This is a genomic window from Bradyrhizobium sp. CCGUVB14 (genome assembly GCF_024199935.1).
Classification (GTDB): domain Bacteria; phylum Pseudomonadota; class Alphaproteobacteria; order Rhizobiales; family Xanthobacteraceae; genus Bradyrhizobium.
Window position 1 is genome coordinate 8,731,909 of sequence record NZ_JANADS010000001.1, and the last position, 23,266, is coordinate 8,755,174.

At 62.9% G+C, this 23,266-nt stretch carries 19 protein-coding genes and 1 tRNA gene; 13 read left to right on the forward strand and 7 right to left on the reverse strand.

What is annotated here, in order from left to right:
• Window positions 1–40 precede the first annotated feature (40 nt).
• From carB to NLM32_RS40810, 3 genes are all read left to right on the forward strand, one after another.
• A complete protein-coding gene (carB, locus tag NLM32_RS40800; protein WP_254134299.1) occupies window positions 41–3,505 on the forward strand; it encodes a carbamoyl-phosphate synthase large subunit in 3,465 nt (1,154 codons plus the stop codon).
• Window positions 3,506–3,715: 210 nt separating this feature from the next.
• The gene (gene greA, locus NLM32_RS40805; RefSeq protein WP_212236205.1) at window positions 3,716–4,189 is read left to right on the forward strand and encodes a transcription elongation factor GreA; all 474 of its coding nucleotides are present in this window, start codon (window positions 3,716–3,718) and stop codon (window positions 4,187–4,189) included.
• A 136-nt stretch (window positions 4,190–4,325) separates the two neighbouring features.
• Window positions 4,326–4,721, forward strand: a complete 396-nt coding sequence (locus NLM32_RS40810) for a DoxX family protein (protein ID WP_254134300.1) — start codon at window positions 4,326–4,328, stop codon at window positions 4,719–4,721.
• Window positions 4,722–4,731: 10 nt separating this feature from the next.
• On the opposite strand, the gene NLM32_RS40815 is transcribed toward NLM32_RS40810, so the two are convergent.
• A complete protein-coding gene (locus tag NLM32_RS40815) occupies window positions 4,732–5,211 on the reverse strand; it encodes an Lrp/AsnC family transcriptional regulator (protein ID WP_027534298.1) in 480 nt (159 codons plus the stop codon).
• Between the two features lie 266 nt (window positions 5,212–5,477).
• Between NLM32_RS40815 and trxB the strand changes: the two genes are divergently transcribed.
• From trxB to NLM32_RS40840, 5 genes are all read left to right on the forward strand, one after another.
• Window positions 5,478–6,443: a thioredoxin-disulfide reductase gene (trxB, locus tag NLM32_RS40820; RefSeq protein ID WP_254134301.1), complete on the forward strand. Its 966-nt coding sequence runs from the start codon at window positions 5,478–5,480 to the stop codon at window positions 6,441–6,443.
• 5 nt (window positions 6,444–6,448) lie between these two features.
• Window positions 6,449–7,372, forward strand: coding sequence for a LysR family transcriptional regulator (locus NLM32_RS40825; RefSeq protein ID WP_187436649.1), 924 nt, complete (start codon window positions 6,449–6,451; stop codon window positions 7,370–7,372).
• A gap of 446 nt (window positions 7,373–7,818) precedes the next feature.
• Complete coding sequence (locus tag NLM32_RS40830; RefSeq protein ID WP_254134302.1) at window positions 7,819–8,790, forward strand: 4-hydroxy-tetrahydrodipicolinate synthase; 972 nt, start codon at window positions 7,819–7,821, stop codon at window positions 8,788–8,790.
• Window positions 8,791–9,090: 300 nt separating this feature from the next.
• Window positions 9,091–9,240, forward strand: coding sequence for a hypothetical protein (locus tag NLM32_RS40835; RefSeq protein WP_254134303.1), 150 nt, complete (start codon window positions 9,091–9,093; stop codon window positions 9,238–9,240).
• Window positions 9,241–9,368: 128 nt separating this feature from the next.
• Window positions 9,369–9,515, forward strand: coding sequence for a hypothetical protein (locus NLM32_RS40840; RefSeq protein ID WP_254134304.1), 147 nt, complete (start codon window positions 9,369–9,371; stop codon window positions 9,513–9,515).
• Between the two features lie 78 nt (window positions 9,516–9,593).
• Here the strand turns inward: NLM32_RS40840 and NLM32_RS40845 are convergent, their stop codons facing one another.
• Window positions 9,594–10,271, reverse strand: a complete 678-nt coding sequence (locus tag NLM32_RS40845; RefSeq protein WP_014492079.1) for a ParA family protein — start codon at window positions 10,269–10,271, stop codon at window positions 9,594–9,596.
• A gap of 389 nt (window positions 10,272–10,660) precedes the next feature.
• Window positions 10,661–10,999 (reverse strand): hypothetical protein, encoded by a 339-nt coding sequence (locus tag NLM32_RS40850; protein WP_254134305.1) that lies wholly within the window; start codon window positions 10,997–10,999, stop codon window positions 10,661–10,663.
• Window positions 11,000–11,443: 444 nt separating this feature from the next.
• On the opposite strand from NLM32_RS40850, the gene NLM32_RS40855 reads away from it, so the two are divergent.
• On the forward strand, window positions 11,444–12,382 hold the full coding sequence (locus NLM32_RS40855; RefSeq protein WP_254134306.1) for an AEC family transporter: 939 nt from the start codon (window positions 11,444–11,446) through the stop codon (window positions 12,380–12,382).
• Between the two features lie 478 nt (window positions 12,383–12,860).
• Here the strand turns inward: NLM32_RS40855 and tenA are convergent, their stop codons facing one another.
• Complete coding sequence (tenA, locus tag NLM32_RS40860) at window positions 12,861–13,535, reverse strand: thiaminase II (protein ID WP_254134307.1); 675 nt, start codon at window positions 13,533–13,535, stop codon at window positions 12,861–12,863.
• 309 nt (window positions 13,536–13,844) lie between these two features.
• Here tenA and NLM32_RS40865 point away from each other — a divergent pair, with 309 nt between their 5' ends.
• The 3 genes from NLM32_RS40865 (at window position 13,845) to NLM32_RS40875 (ending at window position 17,791) form a co-directional block, all read left to right on the forward strand.
• Window positions 13,845–14,630, forward strand: coding sequence for a tetratricopeptide repeat protein (locus NLM32_RS40865; RefSeq protein WP_254134308.1), 786 nt, complete (start codon window positions 13,845–13,847; stop codon window positions 14,628–14,630).
• A 152-nt stretch (window positions 14,631–14,782) separates the two neighbouring features.
• Window positions 14,783–15,187: a nuclear transport factor 2 family protein gene (locus NLM32_RS40870; protein ID WP_254134309.1), complete on the forward strand. Its 405-nt coding sequence runs from the start codon at window positions 14,783–14,785 to the stop codon at window positions 15,185–15,187.
• A 537-nt stretch (window positions 15,188–15,724) separates the two neighbouring features.
• Window positions 15,725–17,791: a hypothetical protein gene (locus NLM32_RS40875; RefSeq protein WP_254134310.1), complete on the forward strand. Its 2,067-nt coding sequence runs from the start codon at window positions 15,725–15,727 to the stop codon at window positions 17,789–17,791.
• 93 nt (window positions 17,792–17,884) lie between these two features.
• On the opposite strand, the gene NLM32_RS40880 is transcribed toward NLM32_RS40875, so the two are convergent.
• Both NLM32_RS40880 and NLM32_RS40885 read right to left on the reverse strand, forming a co-directional pair.
• Window positions 17,885–17,961 (reverse strand) — tRNA-His (locus NLM32_RS40880).
• Window positions 17,962–18,289: 328 nt separating this feature from the next.
• Window positions 18,290–18,721, reverse strand: a complete 432-nt coding sequence (locus tag NLM32_RS40885; protein ID WP_254134311.1) for a phasin — start codon at window positions 18,719–18,721, stop codon at window positions 18,290–18,292.
• A gap of 707 nt (window positions 18,722–19,428) precedes the next feature.
• On the opposite strand from NLM32_RS40885, the gene NLM32_RS40890 reads away from it, so the two are divergent.
• Window positions 19,429–22,938, forward strand: a complete 3,510-nt coding sequence (locus NLM32_RS40890) for a PAS domain-containing protein (protein ID WP_254134312.1) — start codon at window positions 19,429–19,431, stop codon at window positions 22,936–22,938.
• Window positions 22,939–22,952: 14 nt separating this feature from the next.
• On the opposite strand, the gene NLM32_RS40895 is transcribed toward NLM32_RS40890, so the two are convergent.
• Complete coding sequence (locus NLM32_RS40895) at window positions 22,953–23,195, reverse strand: DUF1127 domain-containing protein (protein WP_254134313.1); 243 nt, start codon at window positions 23,193–23,195, stop codon at window positions 22,953–22,955.
• Window positions 23,196–23,266 lie beyond the last annotated feature (71 nt).

Below are 23,266 nucleotides of genomic sequence, written 5' to 3' on the forward strand. Positions count from 1 at the left end.
GCCCTTTTTTTGTGCCCAAATTCCACTTCGGCGAGAGTTGATGCCCAAACGTACAGACATCACCACCATCCTGATCATCGGCGCCGGTCCCATCGTGATCGGCCAGGCCTGCGAGTTCGACTATTCGGGCACGCAAGCGGTGAAGACGCTGAAGGAAGAGGGCTATCGCATCGTCCTCGTCAATTCCAATCCGGCCACGATCATGACCGATCCGGAATTGGCGGATGCGACCTATATCGAGCCGATCACGCCCGAGATCGTCGCAAAAATCATCGAGAAGGAACGGCACGTCGTTCCCGGCGGCTTCGCGCTGCTGCCGACCATGGGCGGACAGACCGCGCTGAACTGCGCACTGTCGCTGCGCCGGCAGGGCACGCTGGACAAGTTCAACGTCGAGATGATCGGCGCCACGGCCGATGCCATCGACAAGGCCGAGGATCGCCAGCTGTTCCGCGAGGCGATGACCAAGATCGGGCTCGAGACGCCGAAGTCGCGGCTCGCCAATGCATCCGAACTGAAGAAGTCGTTCCGCGATAAATACCACGCCGAACGCGAGAAGCTGTCGGGCGCAGCACTCGAGGAGCTCGATCGGCAATGGACCCTCGGTGAGAGCGACCGTCGCAAGCGTTACCAGGAATATGCTTTCGGCCAGGCCATGATGGCGCTGTCCGAGATCGGCCTGCCTGCGATCATCCGCCCCTCCTTCACCATGGGCGGGACCGGCGGCGGCATCGCCTACAACAAGGAAGAGTTCCTCGACATCATCGAGCGCGGCCTTGACGCGTCCCCCACCAACGAAGTCCTGATCGAGGAATCCGTCCTCGGCTGGAAAGAGTTCGAGATGGAGGTGGTGCGCGACAAGAAGGACAATTGCATCATCGTCTGCTCGATCGAGAATTTCGATCCGATGGGCGTGCACACGGGCGACTCGATCACGGTCGCGCCGGCGCTGACGCTGACGGACAAGGAATACCAGATCATGCGCGACGCCTCGCTGGCGGTGCTGCGCGAGATCGGCGTCGAGACCGGCGGCTCCAACGTGCAGTTCGGCGTCAATCCCGAGGACGGCCGCATGGTCGTGATCGAGATGAATCCGCGGGTGTCGCGTTCGTCGGCACTGGCCTCGAAGGCCACCGGCTTCCCGATCGCAAAGGTCGCGGCAAAACTCGCGATCGGCTACACGCTCGACGAAATCGCCAACGACATCACCGGCGGAGCGACGCCGGCCTCGTTCGAGCCGACGATCGACTACGTGGTGACCAAGATCCCGCGCTTCGCCTTCGAGAAGTTCCCGGGTGCATCGACCACGCTGACGACGTCGATGAAGTCGGTCGGCGAGGTCATGGCGATCGGCCGCACCTTCCAGGAGAGCCTGCAGAAGGCGCTGCGCGGGCTCGAGACCGGATTGACCGGCCTTGACGAGATCGAGATCGAAGGCCTTGGTCGCGACGACGACAAGAATGCGATCCGCGCAGCACTCGGCACGCCGACGCCGAACCGCATTCTGCAGGTTGCGCAGGCGATGCGGCTCGGCTGGTCGAACGAGGACATCTTCAACTCCTGCAAGATCGATCCGTGGTTCCTCGGCGAGATGCGCGGCATCGTCGACATGGAGGAGAAGGTCAGGAAGCACGGCTTGCCCGGCAATGCCTTCGGCATGCGTACGCTCAAGGCTATGGGTTTTTCGGACGCGCGCCTTGCGGTGCTCGCCGAGACGACGGAGGCCGAGCTCACCGCGAAGCGTCACGCGCTCGGCGTCCGTCCGGTCTACAAGCGCATCGACACCTGCGCGGCCGAATTCGCCTCGCCCACTGCCTACATGTACTCGACCTACGAGTCGCCGTTTGCGGGCAGCGTTGCCGACGAGAGCACGCCGTCGGACAAGAAGAAAGTCATCATCCTCGGTGGCGGTCCGAACCGTATCGGCCAGGGCATCGAGTTCGACTATTGCTGCTGTCACGCCTGCTTTGCGCTGCATGACGCCGGCTACGAATCCATCATGGTCAACTGCAACCCCGAAACGGTGTCGACCGACTACGACACCGCGGACCGGCTCTATTTCGAGCCGCTCACCGCCGAGGACGTGCTGGAGATCATCGCCAAGGAGCGCAGCAACGGCACGCTGCACGGCGTGATCGTGCAGTTCGGCGGCCAGACCCCGCTGAAACTCGCACGCGCACTGGAAGCTGCCGAAGTACCGATCCTCGGCACCTCGCCCGACGCCATCGACCTCGCCGAAGACCGCGACCGCTTCAAGCGCGTGCTCGACAAGCTGCGGCTGAAGCAGCCGAAGAACGGCATTGCCTATTCGGTCGAGCAGGCGCGCCTGGTTGCGACCGATCTCGGCCTGCCGCTGGTGGTGCGTCCGTCCTATGTGCTAGGCGGCCGCGCGATGCAGATCATCCGCGAGGAGAACCAGCTCAGCGATTACCTGCTCGGCACGCTGCCGGAGCTGGTGCCGGCCGACGTCAAGGCGCGCTACCCGAACGACAAGACCGGGCAGATCAACACCGTGCTCGGCAAGAACCCGCTGCTGTTCGACCGCTATCTGTCCGACGCGACCGAGATCGACGTCGACTGCCTCTGTGACGGCAAGGACACGTTCATCGTCGGCATCATGGAGCACATCGAGGAAGCCGGCATCCATTCCGGCGACTCGGCCTGCTCGCTGCCGCCGCACTCGCTCGACGCCAAGATGATCGAGGAGCTGGAGCGGCAGACCCGCGAGCTCGCGCTCGGCCTCGACGTCGTCGGCCTGATGAACGTGCAATACGCGATCAAGGATGGCGAGATCTACGTGCTCGAGGTCAATCCGCGTGCTTCGCGCACGGTGCCGTTCGTCGCCAAGGTGATCGGCACGCCGGTCGCCAAGATCGCCGCGCGCATCATGGCCGGCGAGAAGCTCGCCGACTTCAAGCTGAAGAAGGCCGACTTCAAGCATGTCGGCGTGAAGGAATCGGTGTTTCCGTTCGCCCGCTTCCCCGGCGTCGACACGGTGCTTGGTCCGGAGATGCGATCGACCGGCGAGGTCATGGGCATCGACCGCTCCTTCGCGGTCGCCTTCGCCAAGAGCCAGCTCGGCGGCGGCACGCGGGTCCCGCGCAAGGGCACGGTGTTCGTCTCGGTACGCGAGAGCGACAAGACGCGCATTGCGGAGGCCGTCCGCGAATTGCATTCGCTCGGCTTCAAGGTGCTGGCGACCTCCGGCACGGCGCGCTTCCTGACCGATGAAGGCATCCCGACCGAGAAGGTGAACAAGGTGCTGGAGGGCCGGCCGCATATCGTCGACGCCATCACCAATGGCGACGTCCAGCTTGTCTTCAACACCACCGAAGGCCCGCAGGCGCTTGCCGACAGCCGATCGCTGCGGCGCGCGGCCCTCTTGCATAAAGTGCCGTATTACACCACTCTTTCCGGGGCCGTGGCGGCCGCGCAGGGCATCCGCGCCTATCTTGGCGGAGACCTTGAGGTTCGTACCCTGCAGAGCTACTTTTCGGAAACCTGATCGCGAGCGGCAGCTTCGCTGCGGCTAAGTGATTGGCAATGAAGCCACAATGGCCGGAGGAACTGTCCCGGCCATGTGGTTGTTCTGTTCCGGCGCCAGACCCACATAACGCTCCGGCGGCGGCGTATTCAGCCCCCGGACATACTGACGAATCAAGGTTGGCGCGCCCTCTGTTGTTGGCGGGCGCGCGACCGAAGGACGAGAGAAGAGATGGAAAAGGTTCCGATGACTGCGAGCGGCTTTGCCGCACTCGGGGAAGAATTGAAGAAGCGCCAGTCCGAGGACCGTCCGCGCATCATCGAGCATATCGCCGAGGCGCGCTCGCACGGCGACCTGTCCGAGAACGCCGAATACCATGCCGCCAAGGAAGAGCAGTCCCATAATGAGGGCCGCATCGCCGAGCTCGAAGACAAGCTCGCGCGCGCCGACATCATCGATATTTCCAAGCTCTCCGGCGACACCATCAAGTTCGGCGCCACCGTGACGCTGGTCGACGAGGACACCGAGAAGAAGGCGGTGTGGCAGATCGTCGGCGAGGTCGAGGCCGACGCCAAGAAGGGCCGCATCTCCATCACCTCGCCGCTTGCGCGCGCGCTGATCGGCAAGAAGAAGGGCTCGACCGTCGAGGTCAACGCCCCCGGCGGCGCCAAGGCATATGAGATCACCAAGGTCGAGTGGAGGTAATCCACTCCGCAGGATCTGCCTGAAAAGCCGCGCCATCTGCGCGGCTTTTCTGTTTCGCGAGGTGTCCAGCCCGCGATTGTGAACCGCACTGCCCTCCATCATGCTTTAGGCTGCCGTCCGAGCAAGGGAGGACACGATGAACATCGATCGCATCACCGCTCGGAGCCAGCCTTATCTGCTCAGCCTCTTCCGCTTCATCACCGGGCTGCTGTTCTTTCACTACGGCGTGGCCAAGCTGTTCAAGTTTCCGCCGGTAGAGATGTTTTCCGACGTCACGCCGCTGTCGCTCTGGGGGGTTGCCGGCATGTTCGAATTCGTGCTCGGCGGCCTGTTGATGATCGGGCTCTTCACGCGGCTGGCCGCCTTCATCCTTTCGGGTGAGATGGCCTTCGCCTATTTCATCGAGCACCTGCCGCACAGCTTCTTTCCCGTCGTCAACGACGGTGCGCTGGCGATCATCCTGTGCTTTGCCTGCCTCTTCCTCGCCGCCGCCGGCGGGGGCCCGCTCAGCGTGGATGCGATGCGGCGGTGACTGCCCGCTTCTACCGCCGGCCCTTCACGTCGAGCGGCACAGCTGCCTCATACTTCGAATTGTGCAGCACCAGTGACGTGCGCACGTTGCGGACATGGGGCGCGGCGGTCAGGTGGGTGACGAAATCCTGGAAGGTCGCCATGTCAGGGGCGACGCATTTCAGGATGAAATCGACCTCGCCCGACAGCATCCAGCACTCCCGCACCAAGGGCTCGGCGCGGACGAATTCCTCGAAGGCCCGCAAATCGGCTTCCGCCTGGCTGGAGAGGTGCACGGCGGCGAACACCGTGACGTCGAAGCCGAGCTTTCGCGCATCCAGCAGCCCGCGGTAGCCATGGATGTAGCCCTCCTCCTCCAGTGCCCGGACCCGGCGCAGGCAGGGCGGGGGCGAAATACCGACCCGCTTGGCGAGCTCGACATTGGTGATTCGGCCGTCGGCCTGGATCTCGGCGAGAATTTTGAGGTCGATCTCGTCTAGGTTCCGCGACACGTGATTGGAACTCCTGGCCTTTATGGCGGTATCGGGTGGATCTGATGCAATCCTCATAGCCAGTCACGCAGGTTTGCGCAATTTTATTGCGCGTTCACCCCACCTGACTTTTGTTCCTTGTTGGAAAAATCCGCCGATTGGGAATGCAATTCTTGCATAGCTCATCAGAAGGCTTATTTTAGCTCTGATATTTCAGCGCCTCCGCGAGGCCTCCCGGCACGTTCCGCGCCCGCGCTGCAAATCCCCCGTGAAAGGCGTCCGCAAATATGTCCGCTCCTGTTCATGCAAAGGTCGTCATCATTGGCTCCGGCCCCGCCGGCTACACCGCGGCGATCTACGCCGCGCGCGCGATGCTCGAGCCGATCCTGATCCAGGGCATGCAGGCCGGCGGCCAGCTCACCATCACCACGGATGTCGAGAACTATCCCGGCTTCGCCGATGTGATCCAGGGCCCCTGGCTGATGGAACAGATGGAGAAGCAGGCGGTCCATGTCGGCACCCGGATCGTCACCGACCTGGTGACCAAGCTGGAGACCGGTCAGCGGCCGTTCCGCCTTACCTGCGACTCCGGCGACGTCTATCTCGCCGAGACCGTGATCCTTGCGACCGGCGCGCAAGCGCGCTGGCTCGGGCTGCCATCCGAGGTGAAATTCCAGGGTGGCGGCGTGTCGGCCTGCGCCACCTGCGACGGCTTCTTCTACCGCAACAAGGAGGTCGTGGTGGTCGGCGGCGGCAATACCGCGGTCGAGGAGGCGCTTTACCTGACCAACCATGCCTCGCAGGTCACCATCGTGCATCGCCGCGATCACTTCCGCGCCGAGCGCATCCTGCAGGAACGCCTGTTCAAGCACCCGAAGATCAAGGTGATCTGGAACTCCGCCGTCGATGAGATCTGCGGCACCGAGAACCCGAACAAGGTCACCCATGTGCGCCTGAAGAACGTCAAGACCGGTGCTCTTTCGGACGTGAAGACCGACGGCATTTTCATCGCCATCGGCCACGCACCGGCAACCGAGCTCGTGAAAGACCAGATCAAGCTCAAACCGTCGGGCTATGTCGAGGTGGCCCCGAACTCGACCGCGACCTCCGTGCCTGGCCTGTTCGCCGCCGGCGACGTCGCTGACGAAACCTACCGCCAGGCCGTCACGGCCGCCGGCCTCGGCTGCATGGCAGCCCTCGAGGCCGAACGTTTCTTGGCCCTGCGCGCCAGCGAGCGCGCGGCAGCGGAATAACGATCATGCCTCGAACACGCGACGGATTTACGGATATGGATTGGGACAAGCTGAAGGTGTTTCACGCGGCGGCGGAAGCGGGCAGCTTCACGCATGCGGGAGAGCAGCTCGGTCTGTCGCAATCGGCGGTGTCACGCCAGGTCTCGGCACTGGAGCAGGAGCTCTCGGTCTCGCTGTTCCACCGCCACGCCCGCGGCCTGATCCTCACCGAGCAGGGCGACCTGCTGTTCCGCACCGCGCATGACGTGTTCATGCAGCTGCAGGCGGCGCGCGCGAAACTGACCGACAGCCGCGAGCGGCCGAGCGGCGATCTCAAGATCACCACCACGCCCGGCGTCGGCATCAACTGGCTGATCCCGCGGCTCGGCGAATTCACCGCGCTCTATCCGGAGATCCGGATCTCGCTGATCGTCACCGACGAGGAGCTGGACCTGTCGATGCGCGAAGCCGACGTCGCGATCCGCACGCGCAAGCCGACGCAGCCGGATCTCATCCAGCGCAAGCTCTTCGCGATGGGCTTCCACGCCTATTGCTCGCCGGATTACATCAAGCGCTTCGGCACGCCGCGGACGCTGGAGGAACTCGACTCCCACCGCATCATCACGCTGTCCGACGGCAACTTCGCGCCGCATCTGCAGAACCGCAACTGGCTTATCGAAGCCGGCCGCAACGGCTCGGGTCCGCGCGAAGCCTATTTCAAGGTCAACAACATCCTTGGCCTCGTGCGCGCCTGTCAGCAGGGCCTCGGTATCGCGGCGCTGCCGGACTACCTGATCGAAGAACAGAGCCGCCTCGTACAACTGTTCGGCGAGTCTGATTCGATCCAGCTCGATACGTATTTCGTCTATCCGGAAGAGCTGAAGACGGTCGCGCGCGTGCAGGTGTTCCGCGACTTCGTGGTGAGCAAGGCGCAGCGCTGGCCGTCCTGATTTCCGCATGACTGACATGCGGCCTCGGCTGTTGCTGCATGCCGCTCGTCAAGCCCATACTGCTTGCACGCTGAGCCTTCGCGTTGCGCATTTGTCCCCCTCCTCCAGTGGCGCGGGAGTTCAGTAATCCCTCTTGGAAGGTGATTGTGTCGGCCTCACGTGGCCAATACCTAAGCCGGGCCTTCGGGTCCGGCTTTTTTTCTGCCCGATCCGGGTTTCGCCTTCCGCGTGTATTGACAGTTTTGGGTATCCCCCGCATCATTTCCAAATGATCACGAAGTCGTGCGCAATCGTCTCGAAAAAAGGCCCCCACCCGGGGACCTCGGATTTTTGCGCGCGCTAATCACCGCTTCGTCATCGCAAGCAAATCCCGAAAACCCCGCCGCCTGGACGGGGTTTTTTCATGTGCCCTCCGTCTCAGGTTTTTCCCGAGAAGGAGAATGAACATGACTGATGTGCGAACTCATATGCACGGGCTCTGGCTGCCGCTGGTGACGCCGTTTCGGAACAGTCGTCTCGACGAGACGTCGCTGCGACGGCTGACGCGGCACTACTGCACCCAAGCCATCGACGGCTTCATCCTGGGCGCGACCTCGGGCGAAGGCATGACGCTGCGCGAGGCCGAGCTCGAACGCCTCGTCGCCATCGTCCGCGACGAGATGGCGGCCGGCCGACGGACGTTGCCGATCGGTCTTGGCCTGTCGGGCGCGGACACCTCGCGGATGAAGGAGCGGCTCGATGAGACCGCGGACTGGCCGATCGACTTCTATCTGATCGCGAGCCCCTATTATGTGCGGCCGTCGCAGCGCGGCATCCTCGCGCATTTCGAGACGCTGGCCGATCACGCCGCCTGGCCGCTCGCGCTCTACAACATTCCCTATCGCTGCGCCGTCGGCATCACCAACCAGACCCTGCTGCGGCTCGCCGAACATCCCAACATCATCGGGCTGAAGGATTGCGGCGCGAGCCGTGAGCAATCGATCGCGCTGCTGCGCGACAGGCCGAAGGGCTTTCGCGTGCTGACCGGCGAGGATGCGAACTATTTCGAGGCGCTCGGCGACGGCGCCGACGGCGGCATTCTGCTGTCGGCCCATCTCGAGACGGCAACCTTCGCTGCCGTCCATGCCGAGCTGAAGCGCGGCAACAAGGATGCGGCGCTGTCGCGCTGGCAGGAGGTGTCGGACCTGACGCGGCTGCTCTTCACCGAGCCGAGCCCGGCGCCGGCGAAGTACTGGCTGTGGCGGACAGGCCTGATCGACAGCCCCGAGGTGCGGCTGCCGATGGTGGAGGTGAGCAGCGAGCTCGCCGCCACGATCGATCGCGAGATCGAGCGGAGGTCGGAAAAATCGGTCTTTGAAGAACCGTTGGTGGCACCACGCCCCGACAGCCATATGGCAGCACCTTTCATCCAGACCTGAGCATCGACGGGTCGTGACGCATCCGATGTCCGCCTGGTTGCGCCGCGATATCGGGCTGAGCGAGGACATCGCGACATCGGCTTGGGACCGCGTCGACGAGATCAGGCGCAGGCATAGTGGGTGGTGGTAGCCCCTCACCACGCGCTCTCTCCGTGAGGACGGCGAGAGCGCGTGAGAGAGCATCGCTTGGTTAACCGGGCGCGAACTTGGTTCGCACCTGCCGCATGGCGCATCCACGCCTCGTTTACGTAATCGCGCCTATCGTCTCGCCTCCACGTCCATCAAAAGGGGGGAATGACCATGGGACAACGCGTTCGCCCGACTGCGGCGGAAGACTTCGCGCCTGCCGATCTTTTGCAGGGAATCCTGGTGGTATCGTCGTTCGGTTTCTGGGCGGTGATGCTCGGCCTGATGCCGGTGCTGCTGTTTCGGGTCTGGCTTGCCGGCTGACGAAGCCGGCTTGCATGGTTAACCCGTGGATCGCGATTGCGTTTAAATGCGAGCGGGCCCGCAAGCCGGAATCTTAAAACATCCAGCCTATCGTTGCCCCCATAAGCGAAGAAATCGCGGGGGCGATCTTGAACAATCAGAATGATGCGGCGTCGCATTACGACGCCGGACAGCAGGGCTTTTCCACCGAAGACATCATCTGGGCCGTCGGCATCTGGTCGGTGATCCTGACGCTGTCGCCGGTCATCGTGTTTTACATGCTGATGGTGGCCTAACCTTCATCCTTACTCCCAAAAACGCAAAACGCGCGGGAGCACTCCGCGCGTTTGTCGTCCGGGGAATGATTGATGAAATTATGCCGCCTGCTTGTGCATTGCGCCGGACGCCGACGCCGTGCCGCGAATGGCTTTCACTGAACGCTCGATCGCCGCCCACAGCCTTGCAATTTCCTGAGCAGCACGGCTCTCGGCCTGATACTCACGCGCGCCTTCGCCGTGGCTGAGTGCCATCAACAAATCGGAACGATTGGTGATCTGACCGCCCCACACCGGAGCGCGGAATTTGGCCAGCGCCTCGCGGGCGATGGTGACGATCGGGCTTTCGGACTCGTCGCGACGCGCCGGAGCACCGTTGAGCACGACCGCGTAGGGCTTGCGCGCCGCGCGGCACATCTGGATGGTTTCCTGCACCGCGTTGACGTCGAACACGCCGGGCCGTGCCGGGATGACCACCATCGTCGCGTTCTTGATCGCGTCGTCGACCACGGCCGAGAGATTCGGCGGCGTGTCGATCAACACCCATTCGTAACCGTCGCGCTTGGCAGCGGAGACGATGCCGCTGACCGAGTTCACCGCCGGCTTGATCGGCGGCTCGTTGGTGCCACGCAGCTTGTGCCACAGCGTGAGCGAGCCTTGCGGATCCGCGTCCACAAGCATCACCTGCTTGCTCGCCTTGATCTGCGCAGCGAGATGTGCAGCCAGGGTACTCTTGCCCGAGCCGCCTTTACGCGATGCAAAAACAATAACGTTCATACCTCTGGCCTCCAGATTGACCCCAGGTCGCGAAAATGAATCACCGCGCTGATTCGTGAAAGAAAAATTTATCGGTAGTTGCGTCGGAGTCACGAAATAACAAGACGTGTTGGCTTTGAGTCACACTGCCGCGAGCGACGACAGACACGAACCGTCATGAATCGCTGTTCGCACGGCCGATCGTGTGTTTTCCGGGCCTAATCAAGGGGAAGAGCGCCATACAACCTCGCCGCGCAAATCCTCACGCGACCTTTGCCATCGCGCGGGCTCGCAATCGCTGCAGGCATGCGCGCGGGCGGCGCGAACAAAACGAGTCCGGGGGCTGTCGTGAAGCTGATGCGCCTTGAGGCGTTTTGACGCGCGGGGTGTCGTGAGAGGGGCGCGGGCGCCTAGCCGTCGTCGGTCTTTTTCTTCTTCTTCGGCTTGGTCTTCTTCGCCACGACGGGCTTGATGTTGGTGGGCGCGCCGGCGCGGACCTCGCCCGGCTCCGGCCCCTGGCGGAAGAACGCCCGGCACTGCGGCGACAGCTGCGACTTCTTCCGGATCATGCAGGCGGTGATGGCGTCGACGTTCGGCACGAACTCGCCGCACAGGTTCATCGCATCCGGCGTGCAGGCCTGCTGCTGCTCCTGCGTGTAGGCGAAGCCCGTGCCCGGCTGGACCAGAACGGCGAGCGCCAGCGAGAGGCCCGCGAGAGCCAAGGATGTCTTCAAGCGAAACGCCGGCATCGATCCCCCCAAATGTCGAGCAAGTGTCGAGTCAGGGCGGGAGTGTGGGTGAACGGGCGTTGGTTGGCAACGAGGGCTGCGGCGAATACGGGCGGCTGTGCGCTCCCGGCAACAGGGAGGCAGTGCCTTCCTCTCCGCTGTCGTCACCCGCCTTGAGCGGGTGACCCAGTATTCCAGAGACGCCAACGTTCCCCGAGAAGCCTCGGCGTACTGGATCCCCCGCCTTCGCGGGGGATGACAGTTGTGGGTGGGCACCCTGCCCGGCCAAACCTCGAAAACAACCCCATGCACAGTAGCCGGGGTTCTCGGCCGCCTCACGAAATCCGCGTGCTTTGCGGATTTTGCGAATTTCCTTTGACACGTCGGGCAAAACACCGGCATGATGGCAGGATCGAGAGCTGCGTGGGGTGGTGGGCCTGATCTCCCCGTGAGGGGGAGGACCGCATGGCCACCGTGTTGATCGTCGCACCGGTGTTTGCGCTGATCGCGGCCGGCTATGCGTCGGTGCTGTTTCGCTTCGTCTCCGAGGGCGCGCACAAGGGCATCTCCGAATTCGCCTTCAGCATCGCGATCCCCGCGCTGTTGTTTCGCACCATCGTCGTCTCGGAATTCCCCGATGTCAGCCCGTGGCGGATGTGGGGCGCCTATTACGGCGCGCTGGCGCTGACCTGGATCGCGGCGCTGGCGATCTCGGCGGCCTTGCGCGAACGGCGCGAGGACCACGAGGACGGCGTCGTGTTCGCGATCGGCTCGGTCTACGGCAACATCGTGATGCTCGGCATTCCCTTGGTGCTCTCGGCGCTCGGCAACGAGGGCGCCGGCCCGATGTCGCTGATCCTGTCGGTGAACACGCCGCTGCTCTGGCTCTGCGGCATCCTGCAGATGGAGCTCGTCAGCCGGAAGCGCACCGGCTCGCCGCTGGCGGTGATCCGCCCGGTGCTCGCGGATCTCGCGCGCAACCCGCTGATGCTGGGCATCGGTTTCGGCGTGGTCTGGCGGTTTACCGGCCTCGGCCTCAACCCCGTCGTCGACAAGACGATCGAGCTGCTCGCGCAGGCGGGATCGCCGGCCGCGCTGATCGCGCTCGGCATCACGCTGTTCCGGTTCGAGGTGAAGGGCGAGATGCTGAGCGTCGTGGTGATGAGCGCGCTCAAGCTGCTGGCGATGCCGGCGATCGCGTTCGCGCTCGCAAAACTGTTGAACCTGCCGCCGATCGTGACCGGCGTCGTCGTGCTGTTCGCGGCGATGCCGACCGGCGCCAACGCCTACATCTTCGCGGTGCAGTATCAGCGGCTGGTGAACCCGGTGTCGGGCGCGGTGGCGCTGGGGACGCTGCTGGGGGCGCTGACGTTGCCGGTGGTGGTACTGCTGGTGGCGCGCTGAGCCCCTGCCGTCATGCGCCCGAGAGGTTAGCCGCCCCAGTGCATGGCTTGGTAGATATCGGTGTATCCGCCCGAGTATGGGGATCCACCCGAGCACGGGGCCGAGTAGGGCACATAGCCAAAGCTCTCAGCCGCACGCGGCGTGAGTTGGGGTGCGAAGGTTTGTGTGGCCGGCGCGGCATGTCGCCTATGATGTGCCGTCCCGGCACTGGCGGAGGCAGTCAGGGCGACAAGGATGCCCAAGGCCAAGATCGCACGCATCGCAATTGCTCCTGTTGAGGCGAGGTGTCGACGTTGACGTGGGCTTCGGCCCTTGCCGCACCAGTCCGCCACCCCTTCACGATTGCTCACATCCCCGGCATCAAAGTGCCGGCAGAACCCGCATCACGACGACCTGGCGGGGTTACGGTGACGTTGCCGACGGTGGCGATGGTGGTGGCGGGGATGAGGTAGCGGGCGCCTGGCGATGGACGAAACCGCTATTCGACACGCTGGCCCACGCGCCAGCCCATCTCCCAGAAGTCCGCCTCGAGCCGGGTGGCTTCCTTGAAGATCGCAATCAGCTCGGCCTCGCGGGCCGGCGTGGCGTAGAGATCGGCGAGATGATCCAGGTGCGCCCGCGCTTTGGCAGCGACCTCCTGGTATGGCGCGCCGGCGTACTCGGCGATCCAGACGCGATAGGCGTTCGTCGCAGCGCCTGCATCGGGCAGCGCGGCAAGCCGCGTTGCGATCTCCGCGTACCCGATCACGCAAGGCGCAAGCGCCACCTTGAGTGCCAGCAGATCGCCGCGCATTCCCGCGTCGAGCACGTAGCGTGTATAGGCCAGCATCTCGGCCGCCGGCGGAGCCTGTTCGAGGTCGGTCGGCGATAGACCCCAATCGGCACAGAGCTTCACATGCAGGTTCATCTCGACGTCGAGGATGGCCGACAGGCCGGCCGCGGCTTCCCGCATGTCGGCAAGTCTGGGCGACTTGTAGACCGCGAGCGCGTAGGCGCGCGCAAACTCGATCAGGAACAAATAGTCCTGAACGAGGTAATGACGAAACGCTGCTTCGGGGAGCGAGCCGTCCGCCAATCCGTTCGTGAAGGGATGCTCGGTGTAGGCCCGCCACTCAACGGATGCTGCTGTCTTGAGACGCTCGAAGAAACTCACGATCTTTTCCGCCTGGCTTGCTTGTCCATGAACGTGCTGGGCTCGCTACCGATATCGCATTGCGAACCGAGGAGCTACGGTGACGGGGCACAAAATCGGCTTTGGGCAGCGTTGCGGATAGGGGTCGCCCCGCGTCGGGAGTTTGGTGCACTGTCGCCGTAATTCCCGGTGGCGGTGCTGCTGGGGCGCTGACGTTGCCGGTGGTGGTGATGCTGGTGGCGGGAATGAGGTAGCGAGTTTCCAATGAGTCCCATGTGAGCTAGCTTTGAGCCACAACAGCACCAACAAGCCTGGGCCGCGCGGTGATCAATGAGTTTGGCTAAGCAAGCAATCGTCACTGTAATTTGCGTGCTGATTTTCTTCGGTCGTTCCTCCGCTGAACCGTTGGGGGATGCAAGAAGCGCGTATGAAGCCAAGGATTACGCCAAGGCCCTGAGCCTCTGGCTGCCGTTAGCGCAAGAGGGAAACGCTGAGGCGCAAAGGTTCGTTGGTATCCTGTATGACAACGGCTACGCCGTGCCCCAGGATGGTCGGCAGGCTGTAGAATGGTTTCGCAAGGCGGCCGCCCAGAGTGACGCACAGGCGGAGTATCGGCTCGGCACGAAGTTTGTCAGCGGGCATAACGGGCTTCCCCAAGACATCGCTCAAGGCCTCTCGCTGATGGAAAAGGCTGGAGAGCACGGCTACGCGTACAGTTACTATTGGATCGGAAATTATTACGAACGCGGCGCCCCCGGTCTGCCGGCGGATCAGGCTCAAGCTGTTAAGTGGTGGCGGAAGGCTGCAGATATGGGCGACTCTCTGGCGCAAACGTCTCTCGGCTTCGCTTACCAACAGGGACGGGGCGTCAATCAGAACGTTATTGAGGCCATCTCTTGGTACAGGAAGGCCGCCGGTCTTGGCGAGCTTGTGCCTCAAGTGTGGCTCGGCCGCATCTACGAGCGGGGCGAAAGTGTTGGGGCGGACAAGGTGATGGCTCTGTGCTGGTATCGCAAAGCGGCCCAACACAACGATCCCTACTACGCCAGGGAGCTTCAGCAAGGCATTTCGCGCCTGGAACGAGAAGGCATCGACAGCGTGAATAGTTGCCAGTAGCTCCTGCCTCACCTGGCATCGTGGGCTTCATGCATAGTCGCCGAATTTACCCAGTGGTGGTGATGGCGGTGGCGCGCCGAGCCCCCGCTTTGATTTTGCCTCTGCACGCAAAAGTCGCTATCCTGCGATAACACACATCAGCGGAGGCGGACATGGGACATCGCGAGGACATGCTCGACGTCATCAAGCGCGCTTACGCCGCGCGCGGTGCCGGTGACGTGAAGGGTCTGGTGGCAACGTTTCATCCGGAGGGCTCGTTCAACCTGATCGGCGACAACAGCGCGCTGCACCTGACAGGAAGTGTGCAGGGACAGCAGCCACTGCTCGAGGCTTTCGGTCAGTTCATCAAACATTTCGCCTTCGAAAAGCGCGAGATCCTGAGCGAAGTGGTTGAGGGAAATCATGCTGTAGTACGATGCCGCCTCGTCGTCCGATACCATCCAAGCGGGAAGGTTTTCAGCACCGAAGTCCTGGACCTCTTTAGGTTTCAGGATGGCAAGATCATTGAGTTAATCGAGTACGCGGACACTGCGCTAGTCAAGGCCATTATCTCGTGACACGTGGTGAGACGGGATTGAATCGCGCTGAAGAGGGCGTGAGCCTTCGTGCTTGCTGTGGGGACTAGAGTTTCGTCCACCGTCACCCTAGCCGGGGCATTCGCGGATAGAGACACATGGCGGCTGGGAACCTGGCATGGGTTTATGAAGGCCAGTAATACTCGAAATTCGCAAATGTACTTGCTGCTGCCATTTACCGGAGGGACCAATGAATTGGTCTTGGACTGTCTTTGTCATAGCCTTGATTGCCTGCACCATATTGTCGCAATTTGCGCGGGGTGCGATGAATAGCGCGAATGTAGCCAAGTATGGCTCTCGCGCTGACTACCGGGCAACGCCCGGTATGGCGATGTTGGGATCGGTATTCGCTGGCGCTGTTTGCGCGGCAATTATCACGGTCGTAGTTGGCGCTATCTTCTGAGGCGAACTCGGACTTGGCATGGGCTCAAAGCTGGCTGATCTTCCTCGGACATAGACAAGATGTTTTATGCAGTTGTCCTGAGCCTAACAGCGATCGTGTTGTATTGGCTTTGGGGTATGAGCAAGATGACCCGGATGAACAACGATCCGGGTCAAGTAGCGCTGGCAACGCTATTAGTCCGAGCGGGTTCTGGCGAGGATGAGCCACTTCTACGCGCTATTCGCGACGAGCAATGGACACCACTTCAAATGTCTGATCGGATTGCTCATGCACTCACATTGGCGCAGCAAATGTTTCTTGCGAGTGAATACCTCGCTGCAAAGACGTATGCGAGCTCGATCCACGTACGGTACGAGGCGTTCGAAAAGGCGCAGACCATACTACGAAAAGTTGAACCTGAAGTGCCGACCAGGGAAGCACCTTCGATGGCCTTTGACTATCTCGCAGACTTTCCTATTCCGGCATCCCAACTGCCCAATCGACTTCGAGCACTTCTCGAGCCCGTCGGCAGCGCTCCTCATCAAGCCGTAGAAGTAACATCTCGATACGACTTCGATCTGCGCGGACCAAAGCGCGAGTACGTACAAATGATCATGGCGGCCGTGCCCGATGATGGGCCTATCGTAACACCGCTGCTCCGCGAGTCGGCGAATGGCGTGGTCGCCTCGTCTACGCCTGCCGTTGACGACAAAGGAGGCGCGAGAGCATTTTCACCGTCTATTTCTGGGCATGACTACATTGTCGCGTCATGGGGCAATCGCTCGTTCTACACATACAATCTCGCCGAGAAAGTTTGGATGGCGCTCGGGCTTTCGCCCCGCTGCGTTGGGAACGACAGTCAGCGAATGATCTATGATGACCTGTCTCTGCCCGAGTTCGGAGTCGCGGAGGGAGAGATTTCGAATGAATTCTACTGGACGGCTTCACGCAATATCAGTTGGAAAATGTCCAACGAATACTTGCGCAAGTATCTTTGGATGCGCGGCGCCCACGGAGTTCGCGTTTTCTTCTATGAAGCTCTTTTGCCTGACGAACCTCAGCTTCGCGCCACCATGAACGGAGAAGCGCATGTCCGAATTCATCCAAACAACGGCTGGTACGACCTCGACATACGTGAACTTGAAGGTGGTCTTCTCATCCAGGTCTGGGCAACTGTAAAGGCTATTCCGCCTGAACTTTGTCCGGAGCAGAGCGCCAACGGCATCAATTGGCCTGATATATCTGATCCAATGACGCACGATCGTGCCAATGCACTTGTTGGCATGACGCCGGTATTTCTCAACGATAGATTTTTAGAGCGGTACGAACAGAGCAGCTTTTATGAGACCATGCCAGTGAACAGTCACGGGCGCTGGTTGTGTAGCCCCTCCTATAGAGGGCAATGGAGCTTTACGGATTGCGAGCGAGTCGGACGAAATCTAATTCAAGTTCCGATTCGAGAACTCTACAAGGCAAAACCTGACCGTGAAATTCTTCATGCTCATTCTTTTGCAGTGTCGGTGGCGGAGGTCGCTCATTTCGATCCACGCGAAGAGCACATTGCATCAAAGGTAGGCCGCCTCGTAGATCAGCTACTCGATCTCGGCGACAATCTTTCGTCGCTCGCTGACGCATTGGGAATACAGAAAACGGCATCCGGCATAGTTGGGTTCTCACGTGCGGAGATTAACGCTAACGGTTGGAGCGCTTATCCGCAGCTCTCGCGCTTGGCTCAGGTTGCACCACTAGATATGAGCCAGCAGGCGTTTCTGTCGCGATGCAAGAGTCTGCACGAAGTCTGGCAGAAAATACCCGATGGATTTCTCAAATTTCTCTTGGAGAGCGCTGGCTGCCGTCGAGAAGACGTCAAACAACTAGGAAGCTTGAAACTCTTGCAAGCTCTTCTGAACATTGTGACACGCTTAAATGCCAACGAAGAGTTAGCTGATGCGTTCAAGAATAGCGTGGAGCCCGAGGGCTGGGGCGACAAGAATGCCGCCATGGCTCCCCTATTTTTGAACAACGATCTCCGGATTGCGGACGCACACGAGGTCGAACAATGCTTAAGGACACTCCAAAAGCTTGGCTTCGACACTGCGAACGTCAACCAGGGATATGGCCGCGCTCTGGACTTCGTCATGGACGGTGTCATCGATGCGCTTGCAGCGCTTAACAAGGCAATTGCAGCTCTGTTCGCGCGTTAGCAAATAGCAATTTCTGACGGCAAAATTGGAGTCTAAGGTGACGGTGCACAAAGTTGGCCTTGACCAGCATTGTGGATGGCCCGTGCCAAACACTGGTACAGTTGGGTGGGCTCGAACCACCGACCTCCTGTTCCACAGACAGGCGCTCTAACCAACTGAGCTACAACTGCATCCTTGCGAGCCGCCTTGGGGCTGCCTGAAAAGGCCGACTGCCGAGGGGGGCTGGACGGGGCGGAAACTAGGTGCAACGGGCCTTTTTGGCAAGGCCGCAAACGCACGAAAAACCAGCGGAAATCACCTCTCGCGCGATGAAATCGGGTTAATTGGGGGAAAATTCCCCGTGGGGAGAGAACCCTCACCCGGCTCGCATCTTCGATGCGATCCGACCTCTCCCGCATCCGCCTTCGCCAAGGCTTCGGCGGACAAGGCGGGCGAGGTGAAGAAAAACCCGGGCCTCGCGGCCCGGGTTTCGCAAACTCGATCGATCCGCCTTTTTGATCAGGCGGCCGGGTAGAACTTCGAGGCGGAGGCCTTGATCGGCTCGGCGGTCGCACTGGCGGCGCGCTGGGCGATCTCGAGCAGCTCCTTGGCCTGGGCCTGGAAGGTCTCGAGCTGGGTCTTGGCGTGGCCGCTCCAGAGCTGGAAGGCGTCGGTCGGCGACTTCACGCCGAGCAGCTCCTGGGTGAAGTCCAGATGGGCGGTGGAGTTGGCCTTGGCGAATTCCATCAGCTTGGCGGTGTACTCGTTCGCGCCCTTCTGGGCGGATGCGAACACGGCCTCGATGGTGCCGTTGTGGGTCTCGGCCGCGTCCTTGAACTTGGCGTAGTTCTCGCGGGCCTGCGAAACGCCCTTTTCGGCGAACGCACGCACCTGCTCGGGAACCTCGAACGGAATGATCGAGGCAGAAAACGGATCAGTCGCACCTGTCATGGTTGGTCCCTCGCGATAAACAAAAATGGAGTGAGCCTTCTGGCGCGCCCGCCGACCCAACCGGGGCCATTTCTTCTTGACGCTTGGCGGGTACGAAAGACTGGAAAACGCAGAACAAACGAGATGGCTCGTCCAGCGCCCAGTAGTATCGCTGCCTAACATGTCAACATTGTGCACCGCAATGTGATCCGGGGGTGCTGCGCAAAATTTAATCTCGGAGAGGATGAGGTTCCCAGGGTGGGGAACCGGGGGTTGAGGTATTTGGGGCTGGGATGCGGTGGCTTCTTACCCTCCCCTGGAGGGGGAGGGTCGATCGCGCGGAGCGCGAGCGGGGTGGGGTGATCTCTCCACACGGGCAGCGCTTCCGGGGAGAGACTGTCACCCCACCTCGGTTCGCATTTCATGCGAACCGATCCACGAGCGAGCTACGCTCGTCTCGGACCCCTCCAGGGGAGGATGGGCACCTGTGGCGCCGCGCCGGACCTCGCTCATCTCGCTGGCCTGCCCGAGGCCACTGAATCCTGCGGATGCGCGCCTGCTGCTCCTTGCGGGGTCGGCCGGATTAAGGTTATCGCGGCTTTAGGGCTTCCTCTGTAGACCTGCACCGTGGACCTGCCCGTGACCGCGGGCGATAGTAACCCTTTCTTAAGGCTGCCCTTCCCGGCAGCCCCCCAAGTGACGCGTGAGAGAGACTTAAAGCCGGTCGGATGACGAATTCGGATTTCCAGTTGCGAGGCGTCGGCGATCCGCGGTTGTCCGTGCATGCGACCTCTCCGCTGCCGGCCTGGCTCTGGTCGCCCGACGGCAGCCGCCTGCTGTGGGCCAATGCGGTCGGCGCCAGGTTCTTTGGCGCGGCCAATGCGGCGGCGCTCGCCGGAAAGAGTTTTGGTCCGGCCGATACCCATCGCCGCCAGGTCACCCGCCTCGCCCGCAAGCTGCCGGCGAACGGCGCTGTCAGGCTGGAGCGGCTGCGCGGCTTCGGCGCCCGGCTCGGCACGCTGATGACCTGCGCCTGCGCGCGGCTCGATTTTGCCGACGGCAGCTCTGCCGTGCTCGTCACCGCGATGGATGCGGGCGCGCGCACCATGTCGCTGGTCGAGCGGCTGCATCGTCTCGTCGACGGCGCTGATGTCCCGATGGCGGCGTTCGCGCCCGATGGCATGTTCGCCGGCGCCAGCGAAGCCGCGCGCGCCCTGCTCGGCTTTCGCGATCTCGGCGAGGCCGGCCTCGAACAGGCGCGCAGCGATGCGCTGGCGCAAGGCCGTGTCGAGATGCCGATCGGCATCGGCAAGATGGTGCTGCAACGGGTCGGCGCCGGGGCCGATGTCGGTCTCGTCGCGCTGATCGAGCCGGCGGTGGCGCAAGCCGCGCCGGCGGCTGAGAGCACGCCGGATCCTGCGCCCGCTATGATGTCTGAAGCGGTGACGGCCCCTGCCCCGCAAGCGCCGGTCGAGCCCGCGCCGCAAACCGCGAAAACACCGCCGGCGGACGAGCCTGCCGCGGGGATCGACCTGTTCGATGCCTTTGCCGATTTGGACGAGACGCCTGAGACGGCCGCGACGATCACGCCGGAGCCGCCCGCGCCAGACGCGCCGACGGAGAATTCGGCGACGGACGATTTGCCGACAGCGATCGTCCCGATCCAGGACGCCGTGAGAGAGGCAGCCGAGGCGCCTGTCGCGGACACGATCGCGGCAGCCGCGCCGGAAACACCGGTTGAAAACCCGCCCGCAGCCATCGTGCCGCCGCAAGCCGCGCCGATCACGGCCGCCATGGTCGAGCCGCCGCATGCGCTAGCGGACACACCGCGCCAGCATCCGCTGCGTTTCCTGTGGCAGATGGATGCGGAGGGGCGGTTTGTGCTGGCCTCGGCCGAATTCATCCGCCTGATGGGCGCGCACACCGCGGCCGGCTTCGGCCGGCCGTGGCGCGAGATCGCCGACGAGTTCGCACTCGATCCGGACGGCCGCGTCGCGCAGGCGCTGGCGAGCCACGACACCTGGGCCGGCATCACCGTGAACTGGCCGGCCGATGGCGGCGAGCACCTGCCGGTCGAGCTCGCCGGGCTTCCCGTCTACGACCACGCGCGCAATTTCGCGGGCTTCAAGGGTTTTGGCGTCTGCCGCGATCTCGACGGGCTCAACCGGCTCGATGCGCTGCGGCGATACGAGCTGTTCTCCGAGCCGCGCGCCGCGCAGCGCCTGTCGGCCGATGTGGTCGAGCCTGATCCCGAACCGGAGGCGGCGCCTTCGATCGAGGCTCCGCCGGTCGAGCCGCCCGCGCCTGAGCCCGAACCGCCGACTGTCACTGAACCCGAACCGCCCGCAATCTTCATCGAAGCGAATTCACACCCAACCGATTTGGAAACGCCCGTGGAAACGCCTCCCAATGTCGTGCCGTTCCGCGCACCCGGCGACCTCAGATCACAGGGTGATCAGAGATCATCCAATGATCAGAGATCGCCGACGCTGACGCCGGTCGAGAACAGCGCGTTCAACGAGCTCGCGCGACAATTGTCCGAGCGGCTCGAACGCGAGCGCGAGACGATCGCATCCGCTGCAAGCGCGCCGCCGGCGGAAGAGATCACGTCCGAGCCGTTGATGCCGGAGCAGCCTCCGATATCGGAGCCCGGGGCGCCGCCGGCCGCGGCCGAATGGCTGATCGAGCCCGCGCCGCCCGCGCACGGCCACAGCATGCGCGACCGCGCGCTGCTCGACCTGGTGCCGACGGGCATGCTGATCTACCGGCTCGATCGCCTGCTCTACGCCAACCCCGCCTTCCTCGCCCGCATGGGCTATGCCAGCATCAGTGCGCTGGAGGATGCCGGCGGGCTGGATGCGCTCTATGTCGAGCCCGGCGTCTCCGCCGCCAGCAGCACCTCGCAAGGCGGCACGCCGGTGACGATCAGCGCCGCGGTCGCCAATGGCGAGCAGCCGCTGGCGACCACCGAAGCGCATCTGCACACGATCGACTGGGACGGCGCGAGCGCGCATGCGCTGATCTGCGCGCTGCCGCAAGTCACGGCTGTCGTGGTCGCACCCGCGATGGCGGAGCCGATGGTGGTGATCCCCGACCTGCCGGAGCCTGAGGCGGAATTGGAGGCCGGCGATGCCGACGCCGAAGATCTCGCCGCGATCCTCGACACCACCGCCGAGGGCATCGTGATGTTCGATGCCGAAGGCAACGTCCACGCCTGCAACCGCAGCGCGGAAGCGCTGTTCGGCTATGACGGCGAGACGCTGATGCAGCAGAATTTGCTGACGCTGTTCGCGCCGGAGAGCCAGCAGGTCGTCGTCGACTATCTCGACAGCGTGAAGAACGAGGACATCGCGAGCCTGCTCGATCACGGCCGCGAGGTGCTCGGCCGCGAGAAGAAGGGCGGCGTGCTTCCGCTCGCCATGATCATGGGCCGCACGCGGCCCGACGGCCCGAACTTCTTTGCCGTGTTCCGCGACCTCTCGCATGCGAAGAAGGGCGAGAGCGAGCTGACGCAGGCGCGACGGCTCGTCGACGGCGCTGCGAACGCCAAGGCCGACATGCTGGCGCGGATCAGCCACGAGATCCGCACGCCGCTCAACGCCATCATCGGCTTTGCCGAGGTGATGATCTCCGAACGCTTCGGCGCGCTCGGCAACGAACGTTACGGCGAATACATGAAGGACATCCGCGCCTCCGGCGAGCGCGTGATCACCATCATCGACGATCTCTTGGAGCTGTCGCGGATCGAGACCGGCAAGCTCGATCTCGTCTTCGCCAACCTCAACCTCAACGACCTCGTCGAAGCCTGCGTCACCGTGATGCAGCCGCAGGCCAACCGCGAGCGCATCATCATCCGCACCTCGCTCGCGCACGCGCTGCCGCAGGTGACGGCCGACACGCGCGCGCTGCGGCAGGTCACGATGAATCTGATCTCGAACTCGATCCGGCTGGCCAGCGCCGGCGGCCAGGTCATCGTCTCGACCGCATTGAACGATCGCGGCGAGGTGTGCTTGCGCATCCGCGACACCGGCCAGGGCCTGAGCGAGCGGGAAGTCGCGGCCGCGATGGAGCCGTTCCGCACGCCGCCGCCGGGCGATGCCGCGGACAATTCCGCGCTGAGCCTGTCGCTGACGAAAGCGCTGGTCGAAGCCAACCGCGCCCAGTTCAACATCAAGAGCGCAGGCAGTTCCGGCACGCTGATCGAAGTGACGTTCGCACCGGTGGTGGCGCGGGCCTGAGGTCCGCGCCGCCGCTATTCGACGGATCGGATGCCGCGCGGGTCGCGCCACTGGTTCGAGGCGACGTAGTCGATCTCGCCGCGCGTGGTGCCGATATCCATCAGCTCCCTATCGCTGAGATTGCACAGGTCGGTGCGCAGCCTCTCGCGGCAGCGCCATTGCAAAAACGCACGCCAATATTGCCTGAAGGCTTGGGAGACGTACCGCTTTCTCGCAGCGGTCCGTCGCAGCCCGGTTGCACCATAGGTTATGCTCATCACAGCATCTCCCGCGGGTGTTTCTTTTCATTGGATGAATGTGTCAGGCCGCGCGAGAAAATGCTCGACAT